Source organism: Peptoniphilus olsenii, from assembly GCF_040545475.1.
GTDB classification, from domain to species: Bacteria; Bacillota; Clostridia; order Tissierellales; family Peptoniphilaceae; genus Peptoniphilus_A; species Peptoniphilus_A olsenii.
Window position 1 is genome coordinate 1 of the sequence record NZ_JBEPMA010000011.1, and the last position, 26,995, is coordinate 26,995.

Sequence of the window (26,995 nt, forward strand, 5' to 3'; positions counted from 1 at the left end):
TTGACAGAACCTTTTAAGTATTTATTTGATAGCTAAGGCAAATGATAGATTAAATATTGTACTAGATTAATTTACACAATATTATGGACTTGACACAAAAAAATTATAACTATAATTAACTTAAATATATTAATCATTAATTCTATAATATTCATACTTTTTATAATAAGAATAAAATTCAGCTGCATCTGAACCTACTTTATCACGAGGATAAGACTTTTCTCCGTTAAATATAAAATGTCTAGATATTATAGGAAGTTTTTTTCTAAGTTCCGAATTATAAGCGAAAAAATTATCTGCCTTTGAATAATCTAACAGATCTAGCACTGTACTGGCCAAATAATTAGTCGAAATAATATCTCCGTAATCAATCTCAATATTTTCTTTATTCAAAAATTCTCTTCCTTTGGAATTAGCTAAAATTAAATAAGGAGTTGAATAATATTCAATTTCTTTTTCCAAATTATCCCAATTTAGAGTTTTACCAATTTCATCATAAGCACTTGGATCACTTCCTAAACTAGGCAGATGATCACCATAAAATACCATTATAATCGGCTCATCTTTAGTATTAATCATATCATAAACTTCGCCTAGCATAATATCCATATCTTTAACTCCCAAAAAATATGCTCCAAAAGCGTTGGCTGCCTCGTTTGATAATTCATAATCACAATAATAGGGATAGTTTTCTTTATATTTATCATAATAATACGGGCCATGATTTTGAATATCTACTGCATAATCAAAGATTGGTGCTTCGTTTTCGTCAATTGCTTGTTCAAATCTATCAATTAAAATTTGAGTAAATTGTTTTTCAGATACATACTCTCCTTTAATATCTGGATTTTCAATATTTTCTAAGAAGAAAGATTCCTTAAAACCAATTTTTGGATATACTTCGTTTCTCCTATAAAACCACTCATAACCAGGATGAAAAGCACGTGTTTCATAACCAATTAAATTCAAAAATCTCGGCAAAGAATTAATATTTCTTTTAATTGAATTAAATGAGATGGAGCCATTTGCAGAAACATCTGTAGTTAAAGTCCCAGTCAATACATCAAATTCAGTATCTCCAGTACCTCCCCCAAAAGAAGGTGTAACTATCCTCCCACTTAGCACTGCTTCTGATTGTAACCTCTTAAAGTTTTCGTTAGGGTCGTATCCTTTGTCAAAAGAAAAAGCTGGATTTTGGGAAATATCAGTAAAAGCCTCTCCCATTATCCAAATTATATTTGGTTTTTGATTGTACTGAATCACCGAAAGTTCTTCTGATTTATCTATACTTTCATAATTTTTTATTTCATCTCGATTATACCCAACTGGAGGTCTTACAAAAGAATCTTTTAAATTGTGGATAAAAGTATAATTAAATCCCTTTGAATTAAAATGATTTAAAAGATTATAGGGATTACCTTTTTGTGGTAGAGAATAATAAATATTGTCCTTTGCATATACAAAATTATACAAACAAAAAGCCGCTACAATTACAGAAAATGTACCTATGAATCTTTGTTTAACAACAATTTTAGATTTATCTATTCGTTTTGTCGCAAATAATATAATTATCAAAGCAATTATTGGAACAACAATTGCCAGTTTGTCTGGAAAATAAGATTGTTTTACCATATTAGCCGCTTCAAAACCTAGCTTAAAATCACTAAAAACAAGAGGAGCATTCCTATAAAGCACTTTAGTCCTGTGAATAATATAAATTACAAAATACAAACATGAATTCAAAATAACGGCAAGTCTAAATCTGCCAAAAATACTTTGAAATAATATCCCCAACAAAAACACTGGTATAATATTAAGTAATATCGTAAGAGGGTTTTTGAATACTTCTTTTATAATGATGTCATCTGACGGCGTCAAGACAAACATCACAACAGTAATGCATAAAGCAAAAATTAATTGACCAAAAATGTCTGCATATTTAAAACTCCTGGTTATTTTATTTTTTTCTCTATTTACTAAACCTTTCATTTAAATCACCCAATTTCATTGCATAATATTATATAATAATTTTATAAAAAGTAAAACTTTTGTAAATAAAAACTTAATATTTTTAATAAAATTTACATTCCTAAACTTAATTATCGTTTGAAAAACAAAATGATTTAAGAATGAGTAATTTTTTATCATTTAAATATAATAATTTTTTTAAAAACTGGGATTTAAAATTTTTTCAATATTTTTAATGTTTTAAATAACCCTTAAAAATAATATAAATATCCTTTTAAATTATTAAAAAAATCCATATTTGGACAATTATAAAATATATAAAAAATAATTGATAATTTTTATCAAAAAGGCTTTACAAATTAAAAATTATGTTGTAGAATATAGATAAGTTATTGATAGAACTTATCATTAACACATAATATTATATGTCTGCAAAAGTAGACCATATTAAGGCGAAAGCCTTAGCTCCTAAGATTAATAATAAAATTATACCAATCAACATTCAAAAAGAAAAAGACCACAGTGCGTTTAGTGGTCTTTTTCTTTTTGTGTATTTATGTTATTGCATGAATTTAACGCATTCTTTCTAAATCAGATTAACAAATTTACTTCATTACATGCAGTTCCATTCTATGCGTTCGTTAACGCTCACTTGGCCGAGATGACATGGGGAGTAAATTTTATTCAAACATAACCATTTAGTTTTAAATTCAAAAAAGAAGTTTTCTATAAAAAGAAAACTTCTTTAAAAAAATCATCCGAATTTTATTTTCCAAATCTTCTCATAAATTCTTCCATCAATTCACGTTCACTACTTTGACTATCTTGCATTTGATTTCTATTCCTAAGTTCTTGTTCTTGCAAATCTGCTCTCGCATTTTTATCTTTTTCTACTGAATAATCTGTAAATGTCAACTCGGTATTTTGTTCTTTTCCATCTCTAATAAATGTTATATTAACTTTATCTCCAGATTGATATTTATATAATATTGATTTTAAATCATTATTATCATTTGTCTTATCTTTTCCAATTTTAGTTATTACATCGCCTGGTTGTAGTCCGGCTTCAACTGCTGGAGATTTATCATAGAGTTTATAGACAAATATACCTTCTTCTGATTTTATATTTTCTCCAAAAAACTGTCTTGCTGCATTGACATCCATTGAAAGTATTCCCAATGAAAGCTCCTTATAGCTGCCTGTTTCTATTACCTGTTTAATAATTGGCTTAATAAAATTAATTGGAATTGAAAACCCAAGTCCCTCAGCAGATTGTACCTTAATAGTATTTATTCCTACAACTTCACCTTTTGCATTTAGAAGTGGTCCCCCAGAGTTTCCTCCATTAATCGAAGCGTCTGTTTGGATAAGACCAGTCATGTAACCTCCACCACTTACTGCACCTACATATCTATCTAGACCTGATATGATGCCTTGTGTAACCGATTGTGAAAATTGTAATGAAATTGGATTTCCTATGGCAACTGCCGCTTGACCTATTTGTAATGCGTCTGAATCTCCAAGAACAGCTGCATTTAACTTCTCTTGTGAATTTATTTTTACTATTGCAAGGTCAATCATTTCATCTGCCCAAATTGTCTTTCCTTCCAAGTCAGTCTCGTTATTTAATCTTACTGTTACTTTGTCGACAATTTGATTATTTAGTTTTACAACATGAGCATTCGTTAGTATATAACCCTTTTCATCAACTATTACACCGCTACCAACGCCTTGCACTTGAACTGGTCCAAAAAATGATTGCTGAACACCCTTGGTAGTTATTCCAACAACCGATGACATAGACTTTTTCGCCACTGCCGATGCTATTGTCATATCGTCTTGTGCAGAAATAGTTATATTGTTATTAGGTGAGGTACTATTTGGCTTGCCCATTTTCATAGATGTAAGCATGGAACCTATCACACCACCTATTAATGAGAACACGATTGCCATTATTACAAGTATAGCCCCTTTACCTTTTTGTTTTTTAGCGGGCTTTGTGTATTTATTTTCTCCATTTGAATATATATAATTATTGCCGCTATCTTTGAAATTATCATACATAGAAATACCTCCTCTTATATGCAAAATTTTAGAACTCTTTTGTGAAAAATAAATGAATTATTTATCAAGAATATTTGAAAATAATATGATACTTGTATTAATATTTACCACTTCATAAATAATTAAATCAAAGACATCCTCTAAAGAGCAAGAAATTGTATTATGATTTTTTTATAAGCTTTCTTAAACAAGGTAGTAATCTGTTAAAATTAGATATATTTTTTAAATTCATCTTACTTCAAAAAATAAGTACATTTAAAAACCAGAGACATTCATTAATTGTCTCTGGTAAAATTACTTTTTCACTATATGCAATGCATAAATTCATATTTAAATTATAAAAAATTATCAAAATACTGAAACGTATGCGTCTTTTTTATCCAGAATAAGCATATGACCTGGTGCATGTGTTATCATAATATCCGGCTTTGATGCCATTGCTACTGCCTGAGGTGTAACCCCACAAGCCCAAAATACTGGCACTTCGCCTTCTTTTATTTCACTTCTTTCACCAAAGTCTGGTTCGTCAATATTTTTTATTCCTATAACTGAAGGGTCTCCAATATGGATTGGTGCTCCATGTGTTGCAGGAAATCTTGCTGTCACTGTTGTAGCTTTAACTATATCCTTATAAGGTATCGGACGCATTGAAACTACAGTGTTGCCATGAAATACTCCTGCACTTTCACATTCAATATTTGTAATATACATTGGCACATTGTGTTCGTCCTCAATATGTCTTACAGGTACATCTGCCTCAAGCATAGCTTTTTCAAATGAAAATGAGCAACCGATAACGAATGTCACAAAATCATCTTGCCAAACATCTTTAAGGTCTGTGACTTCTTTTTCGAATTCTCCATTCCTATATATTCTATACTTAGGTACATCAGTTTTTATATCTGCTCCATCTGCCATTATTTTAGTTAGAGATGAGCCCTCATCTAAAACTTCAAGTATTGGACAAGGTTTTGGGTTTCTTTGTGCAAATAACAAAAAGTCATATGCATATTTTTTAGGAAGTATGGCTAAATTTGCTTGTAAATATCCCTCGCTCATTCCAGAAGTCGGCATATTAACTTCGCCTTCTCTAATTAATTCTCTAACTTCTTTAGGGCTCATCTTTGCAAGTTCATTTAATTTCATAAAATCGACTCCTCAATGATTTTATTGAAAGTTTCATTGTATTCACGTGCTATTTTGTTTGCCTCATCGACACTTACTCTGTCAAATACTACTTTGTCAAGGAAATTCATATGTGCTAATTTGTGCAAATCGGCACTAATTACAGTTCCTATCTTTGTATAACCGCCTGTTGTTTGTCTATCTGCTACTAATATAATTGGCTGTCCATTTGCAGGTACTTGAATTGAACCAAAAGCTGTTCCGTCTGATATTATATCAGCTGTCTCTTTATGTTCAATTTTTTCACCTTTTAATCTGATACCCATTCTGTCAAATTCTTTTGTTACTTGATAACCACCTGATCTAAATAAATCGTGAATTCCTTTTTCCGTAAAGTAATCATCTTGAGGTCCAAGTACTACTCTTAAAACATTAAATTTTGAAAATTTAGGAAGATATTGTTCAGGTATTCTCCTGTGTTTTGGAAGTTCTTTAGGTCTGATTATATTTAATTCATCTTTAGCTTTTAATGCTCTGCCATCTAATCCACCCATTTTTGTTTTTGTATGTGTAGATTTAGATCCATTTACAACTGGCACATCAATTGAACCAGAAAAAGCTATATATCCACGAAGACCTTCAATCATTTTTCCAAATTGTAAACTATCTCCAGCTTTAACTTCTATGGACTCAAACATAGGAACTTCTTTTCCATTTATTTTCGGACTCATATTAGCACCTGTAATTGCTACAACCATATCTTCATTGAATTTAAGAGCTGGTCCAAAATAAATCATTTCAAGAACTGCTTCATCTAAATCATTCCCCACAAGAATATTGGCAAGTTTATAATTATAGTCGTCCATAACTCCAGAAGTAGGAATGCCGAGCTCTTGATATCCATATCTACCACTATCTTGAATAGTTGTTAATATACCACCATTTATTACATCAATACTACTCATTTAGCTCACTCCTTTTTACCTTCTTGATATTAACTGAATAAGTTTTATTGTCGACCTGTTGTTTTATCTTGTCATATTCTTCTTTAGTGATTGGTACATATCTTATATAATCACCTGCTTGAATAAATACAGGCGGATCTATTGTGTCATCATAAAGTTTAAGTGGAGTTCTTCCTATTAATTGCCAACCGCCAGGTGATTCTAATGGGTACATACCAGTTTGATTTGATGCAATTCCTACTGAACCCGGTTCTATTTTTAACCTAGGACTTTTAAGTCTTGGAGTTGCTATTCTTTCATCAAGTCCACCTAGATAAGTAAATCCTGGTATAAATCCCATCATATATACTAGATAATCTGTCCCTGAATGAATTTTTATAACTTCATCTACAGTCATATTAGCATGACTTGCAACAAAATCAATATCTGGACCATATTCTCCACCATATAGAGTTGGAATTTCTACTAATCTTACAAATTCTCCCACACCTTTAGCATCTTTAGTTTTTAGTCCATTTAAAACATCTACTAATTCGCTAAAAGTTATTTTTACTGGATCATAATTAATTAAAATTGATCTGTATGTGGGTAAAATGTCAACTACACCATCTAATTTTTGTTCCTTCAAATTTTCTACCACATTGGCAATACTAGCGTTTATTTCTTTTTCAATAGTATTTCCAAATTCCATTACAAGAGCTGAATCTCCTGCTGGTAGAAATTTTATTTTATCATACATTTTATTCTCCTTTTTCTATTATAGACCAAGGTTTGCTAACAATGTTTTTATTCCCATAAAAGCAGTAATAGCTACTACTAACCAACCTAATATGAAAAGTAAGTTAGAATGCTTATATTCTCCAACAATACTCTTCTTCTTAGATGCTACAAGTATAACAGCTAAAGTTATTGGCAATATAAATCCATTAAGTGTTCCTACAACTACAAGTAAAGTTTGAGGTTGTCCTATAAATATAAACACTATTGTAGAAATTACTATAAATAAAATAGTAACTAAATTTTCTCTCTCAGCTATAGGTTTAAATAATGTCTTCAAGAAAGATACTGAAGTATAAGCTGCACCTACAACAGAAGTAAAAGCTGCTGCTGCAAAAACTATACCAAATATTTTATAACCAACAACGCCAGAAGCTGCTCTAAATGATGATGCCGCAATATTATCAGGGTCAATTTGTGCACCTGCCATTTTTGTAACTCCAAGAATAGCTAAAAATAATAAAACTCTAACTATAAATGCTACTACAATACCAAGAGTAGCAGATCTATTAACATCTGGAAGTGCATCTTCTCCAACGATACCAGCATCTATAAGTCTGTGACCACCTGAGAAGACTATATATCCACCTACAGTACCACCGATTAAAGTAAGTGTTGCAGGTATAATTGAATTGAACCCACCTTTTGGCATTACAGCAGATGAAACTGCCTCTCCAACAGGCGGTTTTGTTTTAATAGCAACAAAAGCAATAAGAACTATCATGGCAGCTCCAAGAATTTGTGTTAACTTATCCATTGCTGAACTAGCAGATTTAGAAGAGAAAATTATAATACCAATTAATCCACCAATTGCCGCACCAATTCTTATATCAATGCCAAATATTACATTAAGCCCTTGTCCTGCTCCACCAACATTACCAATATTGAATGCAAGTCCGCCCAAAGCTACTAAAAGAGCTACCACATAGCCAAGTCCCGGCAAAACTTTATTAGCAATATCTTGACCTCTCATTCTTGATACTGCAATTACTCTCCACACATTAAGTTGTGCTACATAAGACATAATAATTGAAATTAAAATTACCGCTGCAAAATCTGCACCTAAACTTGTAGTAAAAGTCGCAGTTTGAGTCATAAATCCTGGTCCAATAGCAGAAGTTGCCATTAGGAATGCCGCACCTAAAAGTACGGATAAATTAGTTTTCTTTTCAGACATTTTTATTCTCCTTATTTCAAGAAACTTATAAGTGGTTTAACTTCGATACCTTCTTTTTCTAAACCAGCTCTAATATTTTTAACAAACTCTAAAGCTTCTGGATTATCACCATGAACACAAATTGAATCAGCAACTATATCAATTTCTTTTCCATCAGCTGTAACAACTTTATTTTCTTTAATCATTTTAACAACTCTAGGAATAGCTTCTGCAGGATCTTTTACGAATGCTCCCGGTAGAGATCTATTAACGAGAGTGCCATCTTCGTTATATCCTCTATCTGCAAAAACTTCTTGAGCAACTTTAAGTCCTCTTCTCTTTCCTTCTTTTGCTATGTATGATCCACTTAAAACCATAAGAATTAAATTTTTGTCATACTCTTCAATTGCATCTAAGATTGCGTTTGCAAGTTTTTCATCGTTGCAAGCAGTGTTATAAAATCCACCATGAAGCTTCATATGTTGAAGTTTTGTACCATGTGCTTTTGCAAAAGCATCAAGTGCACCTACTTGATATAACATATATGCTCTTGCTTCCTCAGGCGAGATTGCCATTTTTCTTCTACCAAATCCCATTAAATCAGGATAACCTGGATGAGCTCCTATTTGTACATCGTTTTCAACTGCAGCCTTAACAGTTTTATCCATGATTAAAGGATCACCAGCATGATAACCGCAAGCACAGTTAATACTTGTAACATGTTTAACGATTTCTTCATCCATACCCATTTTGTATGAACCAAATGATTCTCCAATGTCACTGTTTAAGTCAACAAAATATCCCATTACTTTTCCTCCTTAATATAATAAAAAATAGTGCTTGGTATAAATGAATTTTTATACCACAACACTATTATAATAAAAATCTAATCGAAATTCAATCGATTAAAGCACTATCAGAAAATAAATTTTATAATACAATTTTACGTTTTCCTAAACAAATTCGTTAAACAAGCGTAATAAAGAGAATAAAATTATTTATATTATACTTTAAATTTTTAATTTTTTATATTGTTTTCATGTTCAATACTTAAATTAATTCAAAATCAACTTAATATTTGAATGAAATATAATTGTCCATAAACAATCTAATTATAAATAAGTTTCAACATCAATTATATAATCTTTTTTAAATTTATTCAAACACTTTCATGATACTTTCGATAGGCGCTTTTTCTTTTTCTTCAGGCTCTTGTTCAATCTTACCAAAAGGCATTTGAGCAACTAATCTCCAAGTTTTTGGCACATGATATAAATCTCTACACCAATTGTCAATGTGTGGATTATAATGTTGCAAACTCGCTCCTATTCCTTCATCTCTCAAACCTTGCCAAGCATTCAATTGTATCATGGCACAACCATGCTCTGCCCACTGATCCATTCTTTCTGCGTAGCTTGGGATTTCTTTTTTTAGTCCTTCTACTACTTCTTCTTCAATGAAAAATAATGCTGTACCTTTAGCATGATAAAACCCTTTAAATTTTTCTTTGTCGATACTATTGTCGTAAGTTTCGTTAACTTTATTCCAGAATTCTTTAGATTTATCATCAAATAACAATACAACACGTGTTGGTTGTGAATTCATCGCAGATGGAGTAGTATTTAAGACATCTTCAAAAATATATTTAACTTCTTCATTTGAATGATGAATATCCTCTGACAAATTATAATAAGATCTTCTTTTTTTTATTGTTTCTAAATATTCTTGCATAATTCACCTCTTAAAATTAGATTTCTACTTACCTGCTTTTAAGAATATACCCTTTATTTAAAAACTCTATTCAAGACGACCGCCTTTAGTATATAGATTATAGTAGTAGTCTTTTTTGTCCATCAGCTGTTCATGAGTTCCTCTTTCAATAATTCCATCTTTTGTCATCACTAAAATTAAATCTGCGTTTTGGACTGTAGTTAGTCTATGAGCTATTGTAATTGTCGTTCTGCCTTTTGATAGCTTTTCTATAGAATCTTGGACAATCATTTCACTTTTGTTATCAAGAGCAGATGTAGCTTCATCAAGTATTAGAATTGGTGGATTTTTTAAAAATACTCTAGCTATAGATATTCTTTGTTTTTGTCCGCCTGACAATTTGACACCACGTTCCCCAACATAAGTATCAAAACCCATTGGCAAATGCATTATAAAATCATAAGCTCCAGCAAGTTTGGCCGCTTTATATACTTCTTCATCTGTTGCACCTGGTTTTCCATAGGCAATATTATCTTTTACAGTTCCAGAAAATAAATATACATCTTGTTGTACTATGCCAATATTTTCTCTCAATGATTTTAATTTTATATCTCGTACATCATGTCCATCTACTAATATACTTCCTTCATTTACATCATAAAAACGAGGTATTAGATTGCAGATGGTCGTTTTACCAGCACCACTTGGTCCAACAATTGCAAGCTTTTGTCCAGCTTTAATAGTACAATTAAAATTTTCTAATACATTTCTGTCACCACGTTCATAAGCAAATGTAACATTTTTAAACTCAATATTTCCTTTAGCATCCTCATATGATATAGCATATACTTTATCAACTATATCTGATTTTATCCCCATAATTTCAGTAAATCTTTCTATACCAGTCATTCCTTTTTGGAACTGCTCTGTAAATTCTACAATTCTTTTTACTGTTACAAGAAGAGACTGCACATACATTACATATACTATTAAATCCTGTGGTTTAATTTCTTTATTCATCATGAAATATCCGCCTGTTATTATGAGAATTAAATACATTAATCCGTCAAATATTCTAGTAACTGTATTAAAACCTGCCATAGATTTGTAGAAAGATTTCTTAATTCCCAAAAATTTGTTGTTTTCATACATGAATTTTTCATTTTCAATATCTTCATTAGCAAAAGATTTAACTACACGAATTCCCAAAAGTGAATCTTCTATTGCTGAGTTTAAATTTCCAACGTGAACTTTTTGTGCTTTTTGTGCCTCTCTCATTTTTTCTCTAAAGTGACCTGCAAAATAAATCATAAGGGGTATCATTAGATAGATAAAAATTGTCATCTTTACATTAATAGATAAGAGTATAAACATTGAGACTAAAATTTTTATTGCACCGATAAAATATTCCTCTGGACAGTGATGAGCAAATTCTGTTATGTCAAAAAGGTCGTTGGTTATTCTCGACATAATAACTCCAACTTTTGTTTCGTTGTAGAAAGAATAAGATAGAGATTGAAGATGTGAGTACAAATCACGTCTCATATCAGTTTCAATTTTTGCACCCATAATATGACCAATATTTGTCATAAAATATTGAGCAATAACTTCAATAATTTTTATAGCTAAATAAATTAATGCAAGTTTTGATACAAATTCAATTGTAATCTCAGTTATATCCTCCATTCCAACGCTTGTCAATTTACGAAGTATTAACGGAAGTATCATTTCACTTGCAGTTGTTAGTGCTGCACATAGTAAATCTAAAAATAAAGTAAACCTATATTTATGAAAATATGGTATTATCTTTTTTATTAATTTTATATTGTTCATTTTTCCTCCTTGTATATGATATAGTCTATCAATAATAACATAAACTCCAAATAAATTACAGTCAGTTGGTATACTCTTGTCGCTAATTCTTGACATAAATTTTTATACAATTTATAATCTATTAAGAAATAAAAGGAGATTTAAACATTGGAAAATAAAAGTACAACCGGTAGTAAAATTGCAAAATCTACACTGGCAATAGTAGTATTTTCTCTTATAGGAAAAATATTTGGTTTTGCCAGAGAATCCTTGACTGCATATGTTTTTGGTACATCTATAGAAATGGATGCTTTTTCGCTTGCACAAGCTGCAACTGCAATGATTGCAGGCTTTGTAACTCAAGCAATAGCAACGACATATATCCCATCAGTGCAAAAAGCAGAAACTGAACTTGGTCATGAGCGAAAAAATTATTTCACTAATAATTTGCTTATGATTTCATCTTTAGTTTCCTTTATAATTATTGGCTTAGGGATACTTTTTCCAGAGCAAATAGCACTTTTATCCGCATCACAAGCTGATCCCAAAACTTATGCAATTGTTGCAAAACTTATTCAAGTTGGAATGCCTGTCGTGTTATTCTCATCTTGGGTGGGAGTGCTTACAGGATATTTGCAGCATGGTGGAAAATTTGCAGCAGCAGGGGCAATTGCTATACCATTAAACCTAACATATATAGTATATCTAGCCTTATTCTCGCATCATATTGGAATAATAGGACTTACAATAGCATCGGTACTAGGTATTTTAGTTCAATTTATATTCTTACTTCCTAGTGCTTTTAAAATAGGTTATAGGCCACAATTTATTTTGGATTTTCATGATAAATATGTAAGAGATGCGATTGTACTGGCCCTTCCAGTATTTATATCAGTCTCAGTAAATGACGTAAACACAATTGTAAATAGAAACTTAGCATCAGGAATGGGACAAGGTGCTGCCTCAATTTTATACTTTGCCAATAAAATGAATACCATGATTATTGGCGTGTTTATCACTGCAATAACAGCTATAGTATTTCCAATACTTACAAGGACACTTGGAAGCGGTGACATGGATAGAGGTAAAAAAGTTATGAATGCCTCTATAAAATCTGTATTATTTTTGACAGTTCCAGCCACTATAGGAATGATTATTTTAGCAAGACCTATAATTGAAATTGCATTTGTGCGTGGTTCATTTACACAGGCAGATGGAATAGCAGCGACATCAACACTTAGATTTTATTCGTTGTCGCTTATATCTATATCTCTTTCAAATGTGCTAAACCGTATATTTTATTCAATTGAAGACACCAAAACACCTTTTTATATAGGTGTTGTAAATGTACTTTTAAATGTTGGGCTAAATCTCGCCGTAGCTAAACATTATGGCACAAATGGACTTGCAGCCTCTGTTTCAATCGCAACTACTGTTGCAGTCATAATATCTTTTATATTATTGAGAAAGAAAATAGGAAATCTGGGTACAAAATCTTTCGTGAAAGCTCTAATTAAAACAGCAATGGCCTCAATTGCCATGGGTATTGTAGCACTTTCCTACTTCCCATACGAAAAGCTTATACTCACATTTGCAAGTGGTGGATTGGCTACATTGTTAAAATTAATAGCACTTATGATAGTTGTAGCAATAGCAGCTGTCATTTATGTAATTTGTCTATACTACTTAGGTGTTCGAGAAATAAGAGATGTTGTTGGAATTATGAAAAGAAAAATAGAACTTAAAAAAGCATCAAAAGCATAGATTCTGTAATAGAATTTATGCTTTTTTGTATATATTATATACTACTAAAACTATAATAAATTAAACCCAAGGTGACATATTATCAATAAAAGATGATAAATTTGAATGTATATTTACATAATTTGATTATATTTAAACCAATAAAATTCGAAAATATAAAATATGTATATAATAACTTATCTTTTTAAACAATTATTAAATTAAAGTATTTTAAAATATATTTTTTTGGTATAAGATATATATACTTAGGAGGTGCGTAATGCAATATATTTTAATTTTGTTGATTATAATCCTTCTTATTATGACAAAAAATAAACATAATGAGAAGAACAGTCGCCATTCGAAAAAGAAATTCAAAAAAACAGAGGATGATAAGAAGACCAATAAAGAAAGTGATATTTCTTATATTAATAGCGACGAAAGGGATGCAAAAGAAATAGCTAAAAGCGAAGCCAGACAAAATTCTGTAGAAAGAATAATAAAAAACAAAAATAAGCCTAAAAATACATCTACAAAAAGTCCAGCAGAAGAGCGTTTGAAAGCCGAGAAAAACAAGGCCGAAAGAATAAAAAATGAACAAGAATTAGAAAACCAAAAAATTACAGAAGCTGAAATAAAAACTTTGGATACCGAAAAACAAAAAAATTTAGAAGCTGATAAAAAAGCAAAACAAGATGCTCTTAAAAACGCTCAAGAAAAAGGTGAACCTGCATCTATTGCACTAGATGATTTACAAAAAATTATAAATTCAGATTATGATTTTCTAATAAAACCACTGAAAAATGGAGTATACGACTTTTCTCAAATTAATAGTATTGTAAAATATGAAGATGTAAAAAATCACAAAGTTTACAAAGTATTTCCAGAAAAAGAAATACAAGATTTACCCGTGCAATTGGATAAAATTGAACTTTCATCAGAAAATATAATACAATTTTTCAAAAATACTAGCTCAATACCAACAGTATTAAATAAAAAATATAAAAAAGTATACCAATTCTTCTCAGAAGAAGAACATGATATTCATGCTATTCTAGAAAGATATAATTTAGCAAATCAAAATTTTGATAAAATAAATTCACTTTTTGAAATCGATAAAGAAAATGGAAAAATCTTGTCATTTACAGATAAAATTTCCAATGATGATATTGCTTTTCACTTTATAAATAAATTTTAAACGACATTAAAGTCACAGATAATACCAATCTGTGGCTTTTTTTATACATAAAATTTAATGAAAAATTTAATAAATTTTAATTATTTCTTAACACTTTTTTTACTCAATTGATGTAAAATATCAATAGAAAGTGGTGAGTTATGAATAATAGAAATAATGTTTTAGAAAAATTAGAATTTATCATCAATGACTTAAATACAAACACAAGATTTCTTGAGAACAAAAACTTTATACAGCATGGTCAAACTTCCATTTATGAACATGTAATTGGAGTCTGTTTAAAGTCTATTGAAATCGCACAAATACTAAAACTCGATGTCGATTATGACTCTTTAATCAGAGGTGCACTCCTACACGATTATTTTTTATACGATTGGCATAATCATGATGCTAGACATTATTTACATGGGTTTTTTCATCCCAGAATTGCTTTAGAAAATGCAAAGAAAGAACTCAAACTGACTAAAATTGAAGAAGATATTATTCTAAAGCATATGTTCCCTCTAACTGTTTTTCCTCCAAGATATAAAGAAGCTTGGGTGGTAACTCTGGCAGATAAAATTGTGGCAGTAACTGAAACTTTTAGTCGAAATTCAAAAAAACAATTAAGGGTAGGTGTTGATCTATGAAAGGTATAGAACTTATTTTGGTGTTTTTTATTTATTCGTTTATAGGTTGGTTATGGGAAAGCTTCTTATGTTCTTCTGTAGAACTTAACAAAATTTTTAATAGAGGTTTTCTTCTTGGTCCTTATTGTCCTATATATGGCATTGGAGCCAGTGTATCATATCTAATGCTAGGCAATATGAACTCTCTTTTTCATATCTTTTTAATATCAGCTATTACTTCTTGTACAATAGAATATATTATTGGTTTTGGTTTAGAAAAGTTCTTCAATCAAAAATGGTGGAATTATGAAAACTATCCATTCCACATAAATGGCAGAGTGTGTTTATATGGACTTATAATTTTTGGAAGTGCTAATATAGCAATTGTAAAATATTTAACTCCAGCTTTCTTGATATTTTTATCTCTAGCAACAGAAACAGTATTAAGAAGCATAGCATCAGTATTTACATTTATTCTTTTATTTGATTTATTGCTTACAATTAATCATCTTAAAGGTTCTTCAGATATGCTAGAAGAAATTTATACATTTTTAGTAGAGAGAAATGATGACTATTTTATTTCACTTAATAAATCTGATAAACTTGCTAAATTAGAATATTTAAAAGAATCAGGAATCGTAAAAGAAAAACTAGAAGAATTAAATGATAATTTGAAATATAAAGAGAAAAAAATTAAAAAATATAAAAATAAAAAAATTTTGAAAATAAAAAATCTCTTCGACAATTATATATAAATGTTGAAGAGATTCTTTATTTTGTAAAATAGAGCGGCTCCTATACAGGTAGATTCCTCACTCTTCGAGTACACGGCGACTCCAAACCCTTTGGATTTTCCGCTCGGAATGACAGTTGTAGAGGTTGTTGTCCTTTCCAATGTCATCTCGACTAAAAAGCGTCCGCGAACGCATAAAGAGTCTTGCATGTAGTGGAGAGAATATTTCCCCTCCCATGTCATCCTGAGCGAAAGAAATCTGTCAAGATTTCTGTAGTCGAAGGATCTGCATGCGGCGGAGAGAATCTGTAGAGTTTTAAATAAAAAAGTATTCAAGCACCTAAACCACGAAAAATTATAGCAAAAGTCGAAAATGATTTTTAACTGTTTGAGCGTAAGCGAGTTTTAAAAATCCGACTTTTTGCGAGTAAAAATAAAAACTAGAGTGGTTAAAACTTTGTCTAAAAAAGGCGTGGGGGTTTGGTTGGTTGCTCGAGGGAAAGGAAAGGGGGCCTCGCAGCGAAAGCGGAATGCCCCCCTTTCCTTCCTTCGAAAGAAGACTAGAAGATGTTAGTATAGAAAGTATTTTAAAAAAGACTTATATTTATTCATACAGAACTACCCCCGTACAGGCAGATTCCTCGACTCCAAACCCTTTGGGTTTTCCGCTCGGAATGACAGTTGTAGGAGTTGTCGTTGCCCTTTCCAATGTCATCTCGACCAAGTGAGCGTCAGCGAACGCGTGGAGAGATCTGTCTGTAATGAGGAGAATTTGTAGATTAAATAGAAAATGTAGTCGAATAATAAGAAAAAGACTTATATTTATTTCTACAGAGCGACCCCTATACAGGCAGATTCCTCGACTTCAAACCCTTTGGGTTTTCCGCTCGGAATGACAGTTGTAGGAGTTGTCGTTGCCCTTTCCAATGTCATCTCGACTAAGTAAGCGACAGCAAACGCATGGAGAGATCTGTCTGTAATGAGGAGAATTTGTAGATTAAATAGAAAATGTAGTCGAATAATAAGAAAAAGACTTATATTTATTTCTACAGAGCGACCCCTATACAGGCAGATTCCTCACTCTTCGAGTACACGGCGACTTCAAACCCTTCGGGTTTTTCACTCCGCATGACAGAGTGTAGAATTTTTTCTGTTCCTCCATTACTAACTATATAAAAGTTTTCTTTCGACATTTTCTAATTAAAACCAAAACTTACCAATTATATATTTAATTATACTCTCATCTTCTTACAGTTCCATCTGCTGGATCTATCGTAATTATATCTCCCGTTTCTATTTTAATAGTTGCATTTTCTAGTCCCACTATCGCAGTTTTTTCTAATGAAATTGCAGTTATTGCTCCATGTGATGTAAATCCTGCCTCTTCTGTGACAAATCCTTGGGAGTTTTTCATCATAGTAATCATTTCTTTATCTGTTGAATTTGCAATGATTATATCTCCATCTCTAAAGTTTTCGTAATCAGATTCACTGTTTATGACAACTGCTCTAGCTGTTATTTTTTCTTTGCCTATTGCAGTTCCTCTTCCTATTATTTCTGATACTGCTTCTACTTTTAAAAGGTTAGTAGAGCCTGCTATCCCCACTGGTATGCCTGCTGTAAGTATTACAGTATCTCCAGTATTAACTAATTTTTGTGATAATGCTGCTTCTATAGAAGCTTCAAGAATAGTATCTGTATTTTTGTGATTTCCAATTTTAATTGGAGTCACACCCCATTCAAGACTAAGTTGGTTTTTAATTTTTTCAAAAGGTGTAGATGCAATAATCGCAACCTTAGGTCTAAATTTTGATATTGCTCTTGATGTGTTGCCTGAAGTTGTAGCAGCAATTATTGCCTTGGCATCAAGTTCTTCAGCTATTTCGCATGCTGATTTACCAATGGAATTTGTCATTGTTTTATCCATATTTTGCACTCTAAATTTAAAAAAGTCATCATGATTTAAACTAATTTCTGTGTATTCCAAAATTTTATTCATAGTTTTTACAGCGTCCACTGGATATTTTCCACTGGCTGTTTCCCCTGATAACATAACCGCACTTGAACCATCTAAGACTGCATTAGCTACATCATTTGTTTCTGCTCTAGTAGGGCGTGGATTTCTTATCATAGAATCGAGCATTTGAGTTGCAGTTATTACTGCTTTACCATTATCATTACATTTTTTGATAATATTTTTTTGAACCATTGGCACTTTTTCGGTTTCAATTTCAACTCCCAAATCTCCTCTAGCTACCATAATACCATCAGAGACTTCTATTATCTCATCTATAAGTTCCACTGCTTTTTTTGATTCAATTTTAGATATGATTTTTGTAGAAAAATCACCTGCATCTTCTAACACTTTTCTAATTGCAAGTACATCTTCTGCACTTCTGACAAAAGATACTGCCACAAAATCTATATCTTCTTTTACTCCAAATAGTAAATCAGAAACATCTCTATCCGTCAAAATGGGTAAATTTAAATTAGCACTAGGGACATTTATGCCTTTATGGGCAGATATTGTTCCATAATTTCTAACTTCTGTTATTATATCTCTATCTTTAATTTCTGTAATGCAAAGTTCGACCAGACCATCGTCTATTAAAATCCTGTCGCCAACAGCTACATCTTTATACAGTTCTTTGTAAGAAATTTCCGCCTTTTTTTCGTCACCAAGGTATTCATCTGGAGTCAAAGTATATGTGTCACCCAATTTTAAGTCAACTTCTTTTTTGAAATCACCAAGTCTTATCTCTGGCCCTTTTGTATCAAGCATTATTGCAACTGGAATATTTAATTCACGTCTTAATTTTTTAATAATATCTATTCGCTTTTTATGTTCTTCATGATTCCCATGAGAAAAATTAAGTCTACAAACATTTACTCCCGATAGAATTAATTCTCTAAGTATTTGTTCATCTTCACTTGCAGGTCCAATTGTTGCGACAATTTTTGTTCTTTTCATATTACCTCCTATATTGAAATTACTTTCAATATTTCTAATAAATCTTTACGGAATTCTTTTTTTACATCAAAAATATCATCAAAGGAGCGTGCCCTAATATGTCCGTCAGTTGTACCAATAGCACACGAATTCATGTTTTCAGCTTCCTCTACTGCTTTAAACCCCATTTCAGATGCGAGTATTCTGTCAAATATACTTGGAGCCCCACCTCTTTGCAAATAACCTAAGACTGTCACCTTTGTGTCAATTCCTGTTAATTTTTCAAAATCACGAGCAAAATCAAATGCTGAACCACGACCTTCTGCCATGATTATGATATGATGCCTTTTACCTCTATTTTTACCCATGAGAGCTTTTTCTGCAATCTCGTTTATATTCATCTCCATTTCAGGAATAATTATAGACTCAGCACCCGAAGAAACTCCAGAAAATAATGCGATATCTCCACAACTTCTACCCATAACTTCTACTACATTTGCCCTGCCATGAGATTCGGTTGTATCACGGATATTTGATACTGCCTCTGTAACAGTTTCAACAGCAGTCATAAATCCTATAGTATAATCAGTGTAAGGAAGGTCATTATCTATAGAACACGGAATTCCAATTACATTAATTCCTGCATCTTTCAATTTTTTTGCACCTTTAAGTGTCCCATCTCCTCCACAGACAATCAATGCATCAATCTCAAAAATTTTAAGTGAGTTGATAGCTTTTTCAAATCCTTCATCTGTCATAAATCTTTCACTGCGAGAAGTTCTTAAAAAAGTTCCTCCTCTGTGTATTATATCTGCTACAGAAGACTCAATCATCTTCTCAAATTTGGCATCAATTAAGCCTTCGTAACCCTCATAAATTCCATATACTTCTATATTTTTATATATAGCAGTTCTAACTACCGCTCTTATACAGGCATTCATGCCTGGAGCATCTCCTCCACTTGTGAGTATTGCAATTCTCATTTCATCACCTATTTCAAAATAATTTTCTGCGAATCGTCGATATATTCTAGTAAGACTTGTTTCAAATCTTTATAAGAGTTTTCGTTTATCCAAAATTCGCTCTCTGTTCCAAAAGCTTTTTTCTCATCTTCGGCATAAAATACTACAGGAGTATTACCACTAAAATCACCTAATGTTCTCCTTATATTATTTATATTATTACTATTAATAGATGAAACACTGATGTATAATTTTCTTTCACTAGGCATTTTTATATTAGAAATGGAATCTACAAGTATCTTTGGTTCTTCAACTTCAGAAGCTGAAAAATGGCCATCCACAAATACTACATTACCATCTTCTATTATTTCTTTATATTTTGAAAAAACATTTGGAAATATTACTAACTCAATGACTCCGAATAAATCTTCAAGGACAGCAAAGGCCATAAGTTTCTTATTTTTAGTAATCATTGTTCTTTTTGACTTGATTATACCGCCAATTTTTACTTTACGTGTACCTAGTAAGTTTTCTCTATATTTTTCAAAAATTTCGTTCGTGTTCATTGTTGTAGACTTCTCTATCATTTCACGATATGGATCTAGAGGATGTCCTGATACATAAATACCAATTACCTCTCTTTCCATATCGAGCTTATCTTTTTGAGAAAAATCTTTTAAACGCGGCAAATCTTCTTTTATCTCAGCAGACTCAAAGATAGAAAATTGTCCTGCTACATTATTTTTTACCCTATTTGATGAAGAAGCAAGAGTTTTTTCATAAATTGCCAAATACTGTGCCCTGTTCCCTTCAAAATCATCCATAGCTCCACAGCGTATTAAACTTTCTACAGCCCTTTTATTTAAAACAGAAGAATCTTCTTTATTAATTCTCGTGACAAAATCAGTTAGAGATTTAAATGCTCCATCACGCTCTCTTACTTTTACTAAAGTATCTATTAAATTATTTCCTACATTTTTAACAGCTTTCATACCAAAGCGTATCTTTCCATCTTCTACAGTGAACTTTTTATAAGAGTAATTTATATTTGGCGGCAATAGTTCGATTCCAAGTCTTTTTATTTCTTCTATATACAGACTCACCTGTTTAATATCTTGAGTATAAGTAGAAATTTGTGCCGCCATAAATTCTTTTGGATAATAATACTTTAGCCAAGCCGTTCTATATGCAACCACAGAATAAGCAACAGAATGAGATTTATTAAAGGCATAATCTGCAAAATCTATAATTAAATCATAAATCGCATTGGCAATTTTTTCATCGACACCATTTTGAATGGCACCACAAACTCCCTCTTCTGTGTTGCCATAAATAAAGTTTCGCCTTTCCTCTTCCATTATTTTCATTTTCTTTTTGGATATAGCACGTCTAACTATATCTGCTCTTCCAAGAGAATAACCGCCAATTTGTTGCACAATTTGCATGACTTGTTCTTGATAAACAATACATCCATAAGTTGTTTTAAGTATTGGTTCAAGCTTAGGATGTAAATATGAAATTTTGCTAGGATCATGCTTTGACTCAACAAATTTAGGAATCTGCTTCATAGGACCAGGCCTAAAAAGTGCATTTGCAGCATATAAATCGGAAAATTCATCAGGTTTTAATTCTTTTAAAAATAGTCTCATGCCACCTGATTCAAATTGGAAAACTCCCAGAGTCTCGGCTCTGGCAAACATAGCAAGCACATCTTTGTCATTATAATCAAAATCATCAAAATTGATGACCTTGCCGTAGTTTTCTTTAATGAGGCGAATCGTATCTCTAATTACAGTCAGCGTACGTAGTCCCAAAAAGTCCATCTTCAATAGACCCAGCTCTTCAAGCTCAATCATATTAAATTGTGTTGCTATTATATTATCATTTCTAGTTAAAGGTACATATTCAGTTAGCTCATCTTTGGAGATTACAACACCTGCAGCGTGGGTAGAAGTATGACGAGGCAGTCCTTCTACTTTTCTTGCCATATCTATCAGGAGTTTACTCTCATCTTCTTCATTGTAAATTGTTTTAAAAGAATCTGATATCTCAAGTGCCTTATCAATAGTAATATTTAAAGCTTGAGGTACCTGTTTTGCAATATAATCTACCTTGGCATAGCTTATATCCAAAGCTCTGCCCACATCTCTAATTGCATTTCTAGCTGCCATAGTACCAAAAGTCGCAATCTGTGCAACATGACTTGCCCCGTATTTTTCGGTAACATAGTCAATTACCTCTTCTCGCCTTTCATAACAAAAGTCAATGTCAATATCAGGCATAGAAACTCTCTCAGGATTTAAAAATCTTTCAAAAAGCAAATCAAACTTCAATGGGTCAACATCTATTATTCCCAGGCCATAAGATACAATTGAACCAGCAGCAGAACCACGACCAGGCCCCACTTCAATATTATGTTTTTTGGCATAATTTATAAAATCCCACACAATTAAAAAATAATCCACATAACCCATGTTTTTTATAGTTTCAAACTCATAATTAAACCTATCTAGAATTTCATCGTCAATTTTATCATATTTTTCTTTAATTCCATCCATGGCAAGTTTTTGTAGATAATCTGCATGAGTAAAACCCTCTGGCACTATAAATTCAGGCAAATGTAAGTCATGAAATGTAATATCTACATTACATCTATTAGCAATTTTCACAGTATTATTAATAGCATCTAAATTTTCTGGGAATAAAGCCTTCATCTCATCTGGTGATTTCAAATAAAATTCATTTGTCGGAAATTTCATTCTGTGTTCATCATTTACAGTTTTACCAGTTTGAATACAAAGAAGCACATCGTGACTTTTAGCATCTTCTCTATTTAAATAATGCACATCATTTGTAGCCACAAGATCTATCCCTAAATTATTAGATAAATCTATGAGTGCTCTATTAACTCTTTGCTGCTCTGGTATTCCATGATCTTGCAATTCCAAAAAGAAATTATTTTTGCCAAATATTTCTAAATATTCTGCAGCCGCTTTTTCTGCACCTTCATAATTTCTATCAATGAGAAGTCTTTGCACCTCTCCACCTAAACAAGCAGAAGTTGCAATTATACCCTCAGCATACTTTTTAAGTATATCTTTATCAACTCTCGGTTTATAATAATATCCATTTACGAAGCCTTCTGACACAATTTTCATTATATTTTTATAACCAATATTATTCTCAGCCAATAAAATTAAATGATATCTTCTATTTGACTTGTCTTTCAAAGTCATACTTTTTTCAGAAACATAAATTTCGCAACCCATTATGGGCTTCACGCCAACTTTTTGGCATTCTTTATAAAAAGCAATTGCACCATACATATTTCCATGATCAGTAAGTGCAACAGCATCCATACCCAGTTCTTTTACTCTAGTAGCAAGTTCATTAACTCTAGTTGACCCATCTAATAGTGAATATTCACTATGCAAATGGAGATGAACAAATTCTCCCATATAACCATCCTCTATATAAAAACAAAAATTACTATCTAGATATATTATATCAAAGGCTAGATTTAATTAAAATTTATAATGATATTAACAATAAGACAATTTATTAAAAGTCTCATTTTCTGTGAATTGACCCTGTAAAAAACTCCTCTCACTTAGAGAGGAGCTGCAGTATTCAAAATATTTTTCCTACCATATGTATCAACTAACATTCCTGATGGTATCTCACAAAAAATAGTTACAAAAGAAGTTATAGCTTCCAAAAACATTATCTCTTTAAAATTTAAGCCTTTAGATTTGTAAAACAAAAGATTTATAACAAATATTGGCAAAGAATAATTTAATATATAAAATAAAGAAAATTTTATACTATTAGATTCGCAATTTTTTATTTGTTTCATAATTCATTTCCACATTTACTTCCATCCATTTCCTTTTGCTGCGTAGCTTTGTTTTAAAATTCATCTAGCTTTTTTTGAAATGAAAAACACCGCTATTTTATAAAATATTATTTCGACTAGTCTATTTTTATTATAAAATCAAAATTAATAAAATTCAAGTATGCTTTTACTTATCGTGTGAATATTTTAATTAATTAATTCTATTAGTTCTTTTAAATTAATATTGGGTACGATTAGTGATTTTTTGTAAAAATACAAAAAAGGAAGAGCTGAAAAGCTCCTCCTTTTAATCACAATCTAATTAAATAATTGTAAGCAGAAAGTGCGGCTGTTGCACCACTTCCCTCGGCGATTACTATTTGTTTAAACGCAGAATTTGTGCAGTCTCCAGCTGCAAAAACTCCATTTAAATTAGTTGCACCATTATTGTCAACTAAAATCTCGCCACGTTCATTTTTATCTATATTTTCTATCCATTCTGTAGTTGGCACAAGACCCACCTGAATGAAACAACCTTCTATATCCTCAACGATTTTTTCACCAGTCTCAAGATTTTTATACTCTATGCTCTTTAATTTATTATCGCCTTTTAAGGCTTTGGTTTCAGCATTTGTTACAACTCTAATATTTTTAATATCTTTGAGCTTGTCTTGCAGTACATTATCCGCTTTTAATTCTGGTAAGAATTCAAGCAATAACACCTCACTTGCAATGCTAGATAAATCAATGGCAGACTCAACACCAGAGTTGCCACCGCCAATCACTGCTACTTTTTTATTTTTAAATAGTGGTCCATCACAATGAGTACAATATGCCACGCCATTATTTTTGAATTCTACCTCACCTGGTATACCAATAAGTCTCCATCTTGCACCTGTAGCAATAACTATAGTTTTGGCTTTAATTTCCCCATGACTCGTCTTAAGTTTTAATGGAAAGTCTTCAACTATATCTTCTGCTTCAACTCCATCATAGACTTTAACTTCATATTCGCTTAAATGTTTTTTGACCTCATCCATATATTTTGGGCCTTCAGTGTATACAGTTCCAGTAATATTTTCTATCCCTAGAGTATCTTTTACTTGTCCTCCATAATCTTTTGCTAAAATCGCGGTGCTCAAACCCTTTCTAGCAGCATAAATTGCAGCAGTTGCTCCTGCAACTCCTCCACCGACAACAAGCATATCTAGTGTTTCTAATTCATCAAACTTGTAATCTGTCTTTTCACCAGTTAATTTATCTAAAATTTCATTTAAGCCAATTTTACCATTATAGAAAATTTCTCCATTTATAAAACTTGTAGGAACTGCCATCACACCTAATTTTTCTACATAATCAGTAAAAAAGCTTCCATCTATCATTGTATGGGAAATTTTAGGATTTAAAACTGACAATATATTTAGAGATTGAACCACTTCTGGACAATTGTGGCAACTAAGGCTAACAATTGTTTCAAAATTATATTCTCTATCAATATTTTTAATTCTATCAATTTGCTCTTCATCAATTTTTGGAATTCTTCCACCCACTTGTAGAAGCGCCAAAATAAAAGATTCAAATTCATGACCTAGAGGAATACCTGCAAAAGTTATTCCATCAGCATCTTTAGACGAAAGTTTAAAACTAGGTGTATATTTTAGTTTTTCTTCTCTCACTATTATTTTATCTGATAGACTTGAGACTTCCTCTACAAATTCAGCTAATTTTTTTGAGTTCTCGTCATTTCCCTTACATAGAGAAATTACAACTTCCCTTTCAAGAAGTTGTAAATACTCTTTAACTTGATTTATTAAATTTTTGTCAAGCATTAGATTTTACCAACTAGGTCAAGACCTGGTGTTAGCACTTCTCCTGATTCTTTCCATTTAGCTGGGCATACTTGACCAGGATTTTCACGTACATATTGAGCTGCTCTAATCTTGTCATAAACTTGACTTGCATCTCTACCAATACCATCAGCATTGATTTCAACAGTTTGGATTATTCCATCAGGGTCAATAATGAAAGTTGCTCTTTGAGCTACTCCTCCTTCTTCATCTAGCACATCAAAATCACGAGTGATAGATTTATGTGTATCAGCAAGCATTGTAAATTCTAGCTTTTTAATAGCTTCAGAATTGTCGTGCCAAGCCTTGTGCACAAAATGTGAATCCGTAGACATAGAATATACTTCAGCACCTAAACTTTGAAGTTTTTCATATTGTTCTTGCATATCTTCCAATTCAGTTGGACATACAAAAGTAAAATCTGCAGGATAGAACATTAAAACAGTCCACTTTCCTTCAAAATCTTTATTTGTTACTTCAATAAATTCTTCTTTCTTTGGATTATAACCATTTGTCTTAAATTCTGGAATGTGTTTTCCTATTTGTGACATAATACCTCCTGAAATTTGTAAAATATTTTGTTTGATATTTATTATCAACTATTAATATTATACCACAATTTTATGTTTTTGAAAACAATTCTCAATTTATATTTATATTTTTGTTTTAAGATTACAGTGTTTTTTATATGAAAATATTAAGAAAAATTATTAAGAAAAGTAAAATATAATACGAGTAAAAGCTATATAATTGTCATTCCTAAAAAGCAGAGTGGGGCGCCGTGTACTCGAACAGTTAAAAATCATTTTCGGCTTTTTGCTATAATTGGTCGTTGTTTGAGTGCTTGAATACTTTTTTATTTAAAACTATGCAGATACTCTCCATCACATGCAAGACTCTTAATGCGTTCGCTCTGCTCACTTAGTCGAGATGACATTTGGAAAAGACTACTACAACCTTTGCAACTGTCATTCCGAGCGGAAGTGAATTCGTAAGCATTTTCTGGAATCGAGGAATCTGCCTGTACTGGAGTAGTTCTGTATGGATAAATAAAAAGTCTTTTTTAAAATATTTTCTATACTAACACTTCTATTCTTCTTTCGAAGGAAGGAAAGTGGGCATTCCGCTTTCGCTGCGAAGCCCCTTTTCCTTTCCTTCGAGCAACCAAACCCCCACGCCTTTTTTTAGACAAAGTTTTTACCTCTTTAGTTTTTCATTTCCCTCGCAAAAAGTCGGATTTTTAAAACTCGCTTACACTCGAACAGTTAAAAATCTTTTTCGACTTTTTTCTATAATTGGTCGTTGTTTGGGTGCTTGAATACTTTTCTATTTAAAACTATGCAGATACTCTCCATCACATGTAGATCTCTCCATGCGTTCGCTTTGCTCACTTAGTCGAGATGACACTAAAAGAGGATTTCATTTAAGATTTACTATTGTCATTAGAGTACGCAAAAGAAAATTCGCAAGAATTGAAGACTATAGACGATTACAACCCCTGCAACTGTCATTCCGAGTGAAAGAAAATTCGTAAGCATTTTC

General features: G+C 31.5%; 20 protein-coding genes. 5 read left to right on the forward strand and 15 right to left on the reverse strand.

Features of this window, described 5'->3' with window-relative positions; all coding sequences use genetic code 11:
• Positions 1-129: 129 nt before the first annotated feature.
• The 9 genes from ABID14_RS07725 to ABID14_RS07765 form a co-directional block, all read right to left on the reverse strand.
• Entirely contained in the window at positions 130-1,989 is a 1,860-nt protein-coding gene (locus tag ABID14_RS07725) for an LTA synthase family protein (RefSeq protein ID WP_354368817.1), read from the reverse strand.
• A 744-nt stretch (positions 1,990-2,733) separates the two neighbouring features.
• Entirely contained in the window at positions 2,734-4,032 is a 1,299-nt protein-coding gene (locus tag ABID14_RS07730; RefSeq protein WP_354368819.1) for a S1C family serine protease, read from the reverse strand.
• Between the two features lie 348 nt (positions 4,033-4,380).
• Positions 4,381-5,178: a putative hydro-lyase gene (locus ABID14_RS07735; RefSeq protein WP_354368820.1), complete on the reverse strand. Its 798-nt coding sequence runs from the start codon at positions 5,176-5,178 to the stop codon at positions 4,381-4,383.
• Positions 5,175-6,122: a 5-oxoprolinase subunit C family protein gene (locus ABID14_RS07740; RefSeq protein ID WP_354368822.1), complete on the reverse strand. Its 948-nt coding sequence runs from the start codon at positions 6,120-6,122 to the stop codon at positions 5,175-5,177. The genes ABID14_RS07735 and ABID14_RS07740 overlap by 4 nt, the downstream gene beginning before the upstream one ends.
• Entirely contained in the window at positions 6,115-6,861 is a 747-nt protein-coding gene (gene pxpB, locus ABID14_RS07745; RefSeq protein WP_354368824.1) for a 5-oxoprolinase subunit PxpB, read from the reverse strand. The genes ABID14_RS07740 and pxpB overlap by 8 nt, the downstream gene beginning before the upstream one ends.
• A gap of 18 nt (positions 6,862-6,879) precedes the next feature.
• The gene (locus tag ABID14_RS07750; protein WP_354368826.1) at positions 6,880-8,076 is read right to left on the reverse strand and encodes an NRAMP family divalent metal transporter; all 1,197 of its coding nucleotides are present in this window, start codon (positions 8,074-8,076) and stop codon (positions 6,880-6,882) included.
• A gap of 11 nt (positions 8,077-8,087) precedes the next feature.
• Positions 8,088-8,861 (reverse strand): LamB/YcsF family protein, encoded by a 774-nt coding sequence (locus ABID14_RS07755; RefSeq protein WP_354368828.1) that lies wholly within the window; start codon positions 8,859-8,861, stop codon positions 8,088-8,090.
• Between the two features lie 349 nt (positions 8,862-9,210).
• Entirely contained in the window at positions 9,211-9,786 is a 576-nt protein-coding gene (locus ABID14_RS07760) for a nitroreductase family protein (RefSeq protein ID WP_354368830.1), read from the reverse strand.
• A gap of 66 nt (positions 9,787-9,852) precedes the next feature.
• Positions 9,853-11,598 (reverse strand): ABC transporter ATP-binding protein, encoded by a 1,746-nt coding sequence (locus ABID14_RS07765; protein ID WP_354368832.1) that lies wholly within the window; start codon positions 11,596-11,598, stop codon positions 9,853-9,855.
• 147 nt (positions 11,599-11,745) lie between these two features.
• Between ABID14_RS07765 and murJ the strand changes: the two genes are divergently transcribed.
• The 5 genes from murJ (at position 11,746) to ABID14_RS07790 (ending at position 16,587) form a co-directional block, all read left to right on the forward strand.
• Positions 11,746-13,341, forward strand: coding sequence for a murein biosynthesis integral membrane protein MurJ (gene murJ / locus ABID14_RS07770; protein ID WP_354368834.1), 1,596 nt, complete (start codon positions 11,746-11,748; stop codon positions 13,339-13,341).
• 259 nt (positions 13,342-13,600) lie between these two features.
• The gene (locus ABID14_RS07775; RefSeq protein WP_354368836.1) at positions 13,601-14,518 is read left to right on the forward strand and encodes a hypothetical protein; all 918 of its coding nucleotides are present in this window, start codon (positions 13,601-13,603) and stop codon (positions 14,516-14,518) included.
• A gap of 140 nt (positions 14,519-14,658) precedes the next feature.
• On the forward strand, positions 14,659-15,147 hold the full coding sequence (locus ABID14_RS07780) for an HD domain-containing protein (RefSeq protein ID WP_354368838.1): 489 nt from the start codon (positions 14,659-14,661) through the stop codon (positions 15,145-15,147).
• Complete coding sequence (locus ABID14_RS07785) at positions 15,144-15,881, forward strand: putative ABC transporter permease (protein ID WP_354368840.1); 738 nt, start codon at positions 15,144-15,146, stop codon at positions 15,879-15,881. The genes ABID14_RS07780 and ABID14_RS07785 overlap by 4 nt, the downstream gene beginning before the upstream one ends.
• A gap of 508 nt (positions 15,882-16,389) precedes the next feature.
• On the forward strand, positions 16,390-16,587 hold the full coding sequence (locus ABID14_RS07790) for a hypothetical protein (protein ID WP_354368842.1): 198 nt from the start codon (positions 16,390-16,392) through the stop codon (positions 16,585-16,587).
• Positions 16,588-17,099: 512 nt separating this feature from the next.
• On the opposite strand, the gene pyk is transcribed toward ABID14_RS07790, so the two are convergent.
• The 6 genes from pyk to ahpC form a co-directional block, all read right to left on the reverse strand.
• A complete protein-coding gene (gene pyk, locus ABID14_RS07795) occupies positions 17,100-18,830 on the reverse strand; it encodes a pyruvate kinase (RefSeq protein WP_354368843.1) in 1,731 nt (576 codons plus the stop codon).
• An 8-nt stretch (positions 18,831-18,838) separates the two neighbouring features.
• A complete protein-coding gene (locus ABID14_RS07800; protein ID WP_354368845.1) occupies positions 18,839-19,792 on the reverse strand; it encodes an ATP-dependent 6-phosphofructokinase in 954 nt (317 codons plus the stop codon).
• Between the two features lie 8 nt (positions 19,793-19,800).
• Positions 19,801-23,229, reverse strand: a complete 3,429-nt coding sequence (locus tag ABID14_RS07805; protein WP_354368847.1) for a DNA polymerase III subunit alpha — start codon at positions 23,227-23,229, stop codon at positions 19,801-19,803.
• A gap of 152 nt (positions 23,230-23,381) precedes the next feature.
• Positions 23,382-23,627, reverse strand: coding sequence for a hypothetical protein (locus tag ABID14_RS07810; protein ID WP_354368849.1), 246 nt, complete (start codon positions 23,625-23,627; stop codon positions 23,382-23,384).
• Between the two features lie 290 nt (positions 23,628-23,917).
• Complete coding sequence (ahpF, locus tag ABID14_RS07815; RefSeq protein ID WP_354368851.1) at positions 23,918-25,435, reverse strand: alkyl hydroperoxide reductase subunit F; 1,518 nt, start codon at positions 25,433-25,435, stop codon at positions 23,918-23,920.
• Positions 25,435-26,004: an alkyl hydroperoxide reductase subunit C gene (ahpC, locus tag ABID14_RS07820; protein WP_354368853.1), complete on the reverse strand. Its 570-nt coding sequence runs from the start codon at positions 26,002-26,004 to the stop codon at positions 25,435-25,437. The genes ahpF and ahpC overlap by 1 nt, the downstream gene beginning before the upstream one ends.
• Positions 26,005-26,995 lie beyond the last annotated feature (991 nt).

Excerpts from the sequence above, each read along its gene's own strand:
- ABID14_RS07725 (WP_354368817.1), bottom strand. The coding sequence starts at position 1,989 with ATGAAAGGTTTAGTAAATAGAGAAAAAAATAAAATAACCAGGAGTTTT.
- ABID14_RS07730 (WP_354368819.1), bottom strand. The coding sequence starts at position 4,032 with ATGTATGATAATTTCAAAGATAGCGGCAATAATTATATATATTCAAAT.
- ABID14_RS07735 (WP_354368820.1), bottom strand. The coding sequence starts at position 5,178 with ATGAAATTAAATGAACTTGCAAAGATGAGCCCTAAAGAAGTTAGAGAA.
- ABID14_RS07740 (WP_354368822.1), bottom strand. The coding sequence starts at position 6,122 with ATGAGTAGTATTGATGTAATAAATGGTGGTATATTAACAACTATTCAA.
- pxpB (WP_354368824.1), bottom strand. The coding sequence starts at position 6,861 with ATGTATGATAAAATAAAATTTCTACCAGCAGGAGATTCAGCTCTTGTA.
- ABID14_RS07750 (WP_354368826.1), bottom strand. The coding sequence starts at position 8,076 with ATGTCTGAAAAGAAAACTAATTTATCCGTACTTTTAGGTGCGGCATTC.
- ABID14_RS07755 (WP_354368828.1), bottom strand. The coding sequence starts at position 8,861 with ATGGGATATTTTGTTGACTTAAACAGTGACATTGGAGAATCATTTGGT.
- ABID14_RS07760 (WP_354368830.1), bottom strand. The coding sequence starts at position 9,786 with ATGCAAGAATATTTAGAAACAATAAAAAAAAGAAGATCTTATTATAAT.
- ABID14_RS07765 (WP_354368832.1), bottom strand. The coding sequence starts at position 11,598 with ATGAACAATATAAAATTAATAAAAAAGATAATACCATATTTTCATAAA.
- ABID14_RS07775 (WP_354368836.1), top strand. The coding sequence starts at position 13,601 with ATGCAATATATTTTAATTTTGTTGATTATAATCCTTCTTATTATGACA.
- ABID14_RS07780 (WP_354368838.1), top strand. The coding sequence starts at position 14,659 with ATGAATAATAGAAATAATGTTTTAGAAAAATTAGAATTTATCATCAAT.
- ABID14_RS07785 (WP_354368840.1), top strand. The coding sequence starts at position 15,144 with ATGAAAGGTATAGAACTTATTTTGGTGTTTTTTATTTATTCGTTTATA.
- ABID14_RS07790 (WP_354368842.1), top strand. The coding sequence starts at position 16,390 with ATGCCCCCCTTTCCTTCCTTCGAAAGAAGACTAGAAGATGTTAGTATA.
- pyk (WP_354368843.1), bottom strand. The coding sequence starts at position 18,830 with ATGAAAAGAACAAAAATTGTCGCAACAATTGGACCTGCAAGTGAAGAT.
- ABID14_RS07800 (WP_354368845.1), bottom strand. The coding sequence starts at position 19,792 with ATGAGAATTGCAATACTCACAAGTGGAGGAGATGCTCCAGGCATGAAT.
- ABID14_RS07805 (WP_354368847.1), bottom strand. The coding sequence starts at position 23,229 with ATGGGAGAATTTGTTCATCTCCATTTGCATAGTGAATATTCACTATTA.
- ABID14_RS07810 (WP_354368849.1), bottom strand. The coding sequence starts at position 23,627 with ATGAAACAAATAAAAAATTGCGAATCTAATAGTATAAAATTTTCTTTA.
- ahpF (WP_354368851.1), bottom strand. The coding sequence starts at position 25,435 with ATGCTTGACAAAAATTTAATAAATCAAGTTAAAGAGTATTTACAACTT.
- ahpC (WP_354368853.1), bottom strand. The coding sequence starts at position 26,004 with ATGTCACAAATAGGAAAACACATTCCAGAATTTAAGACAAATGGTTAT.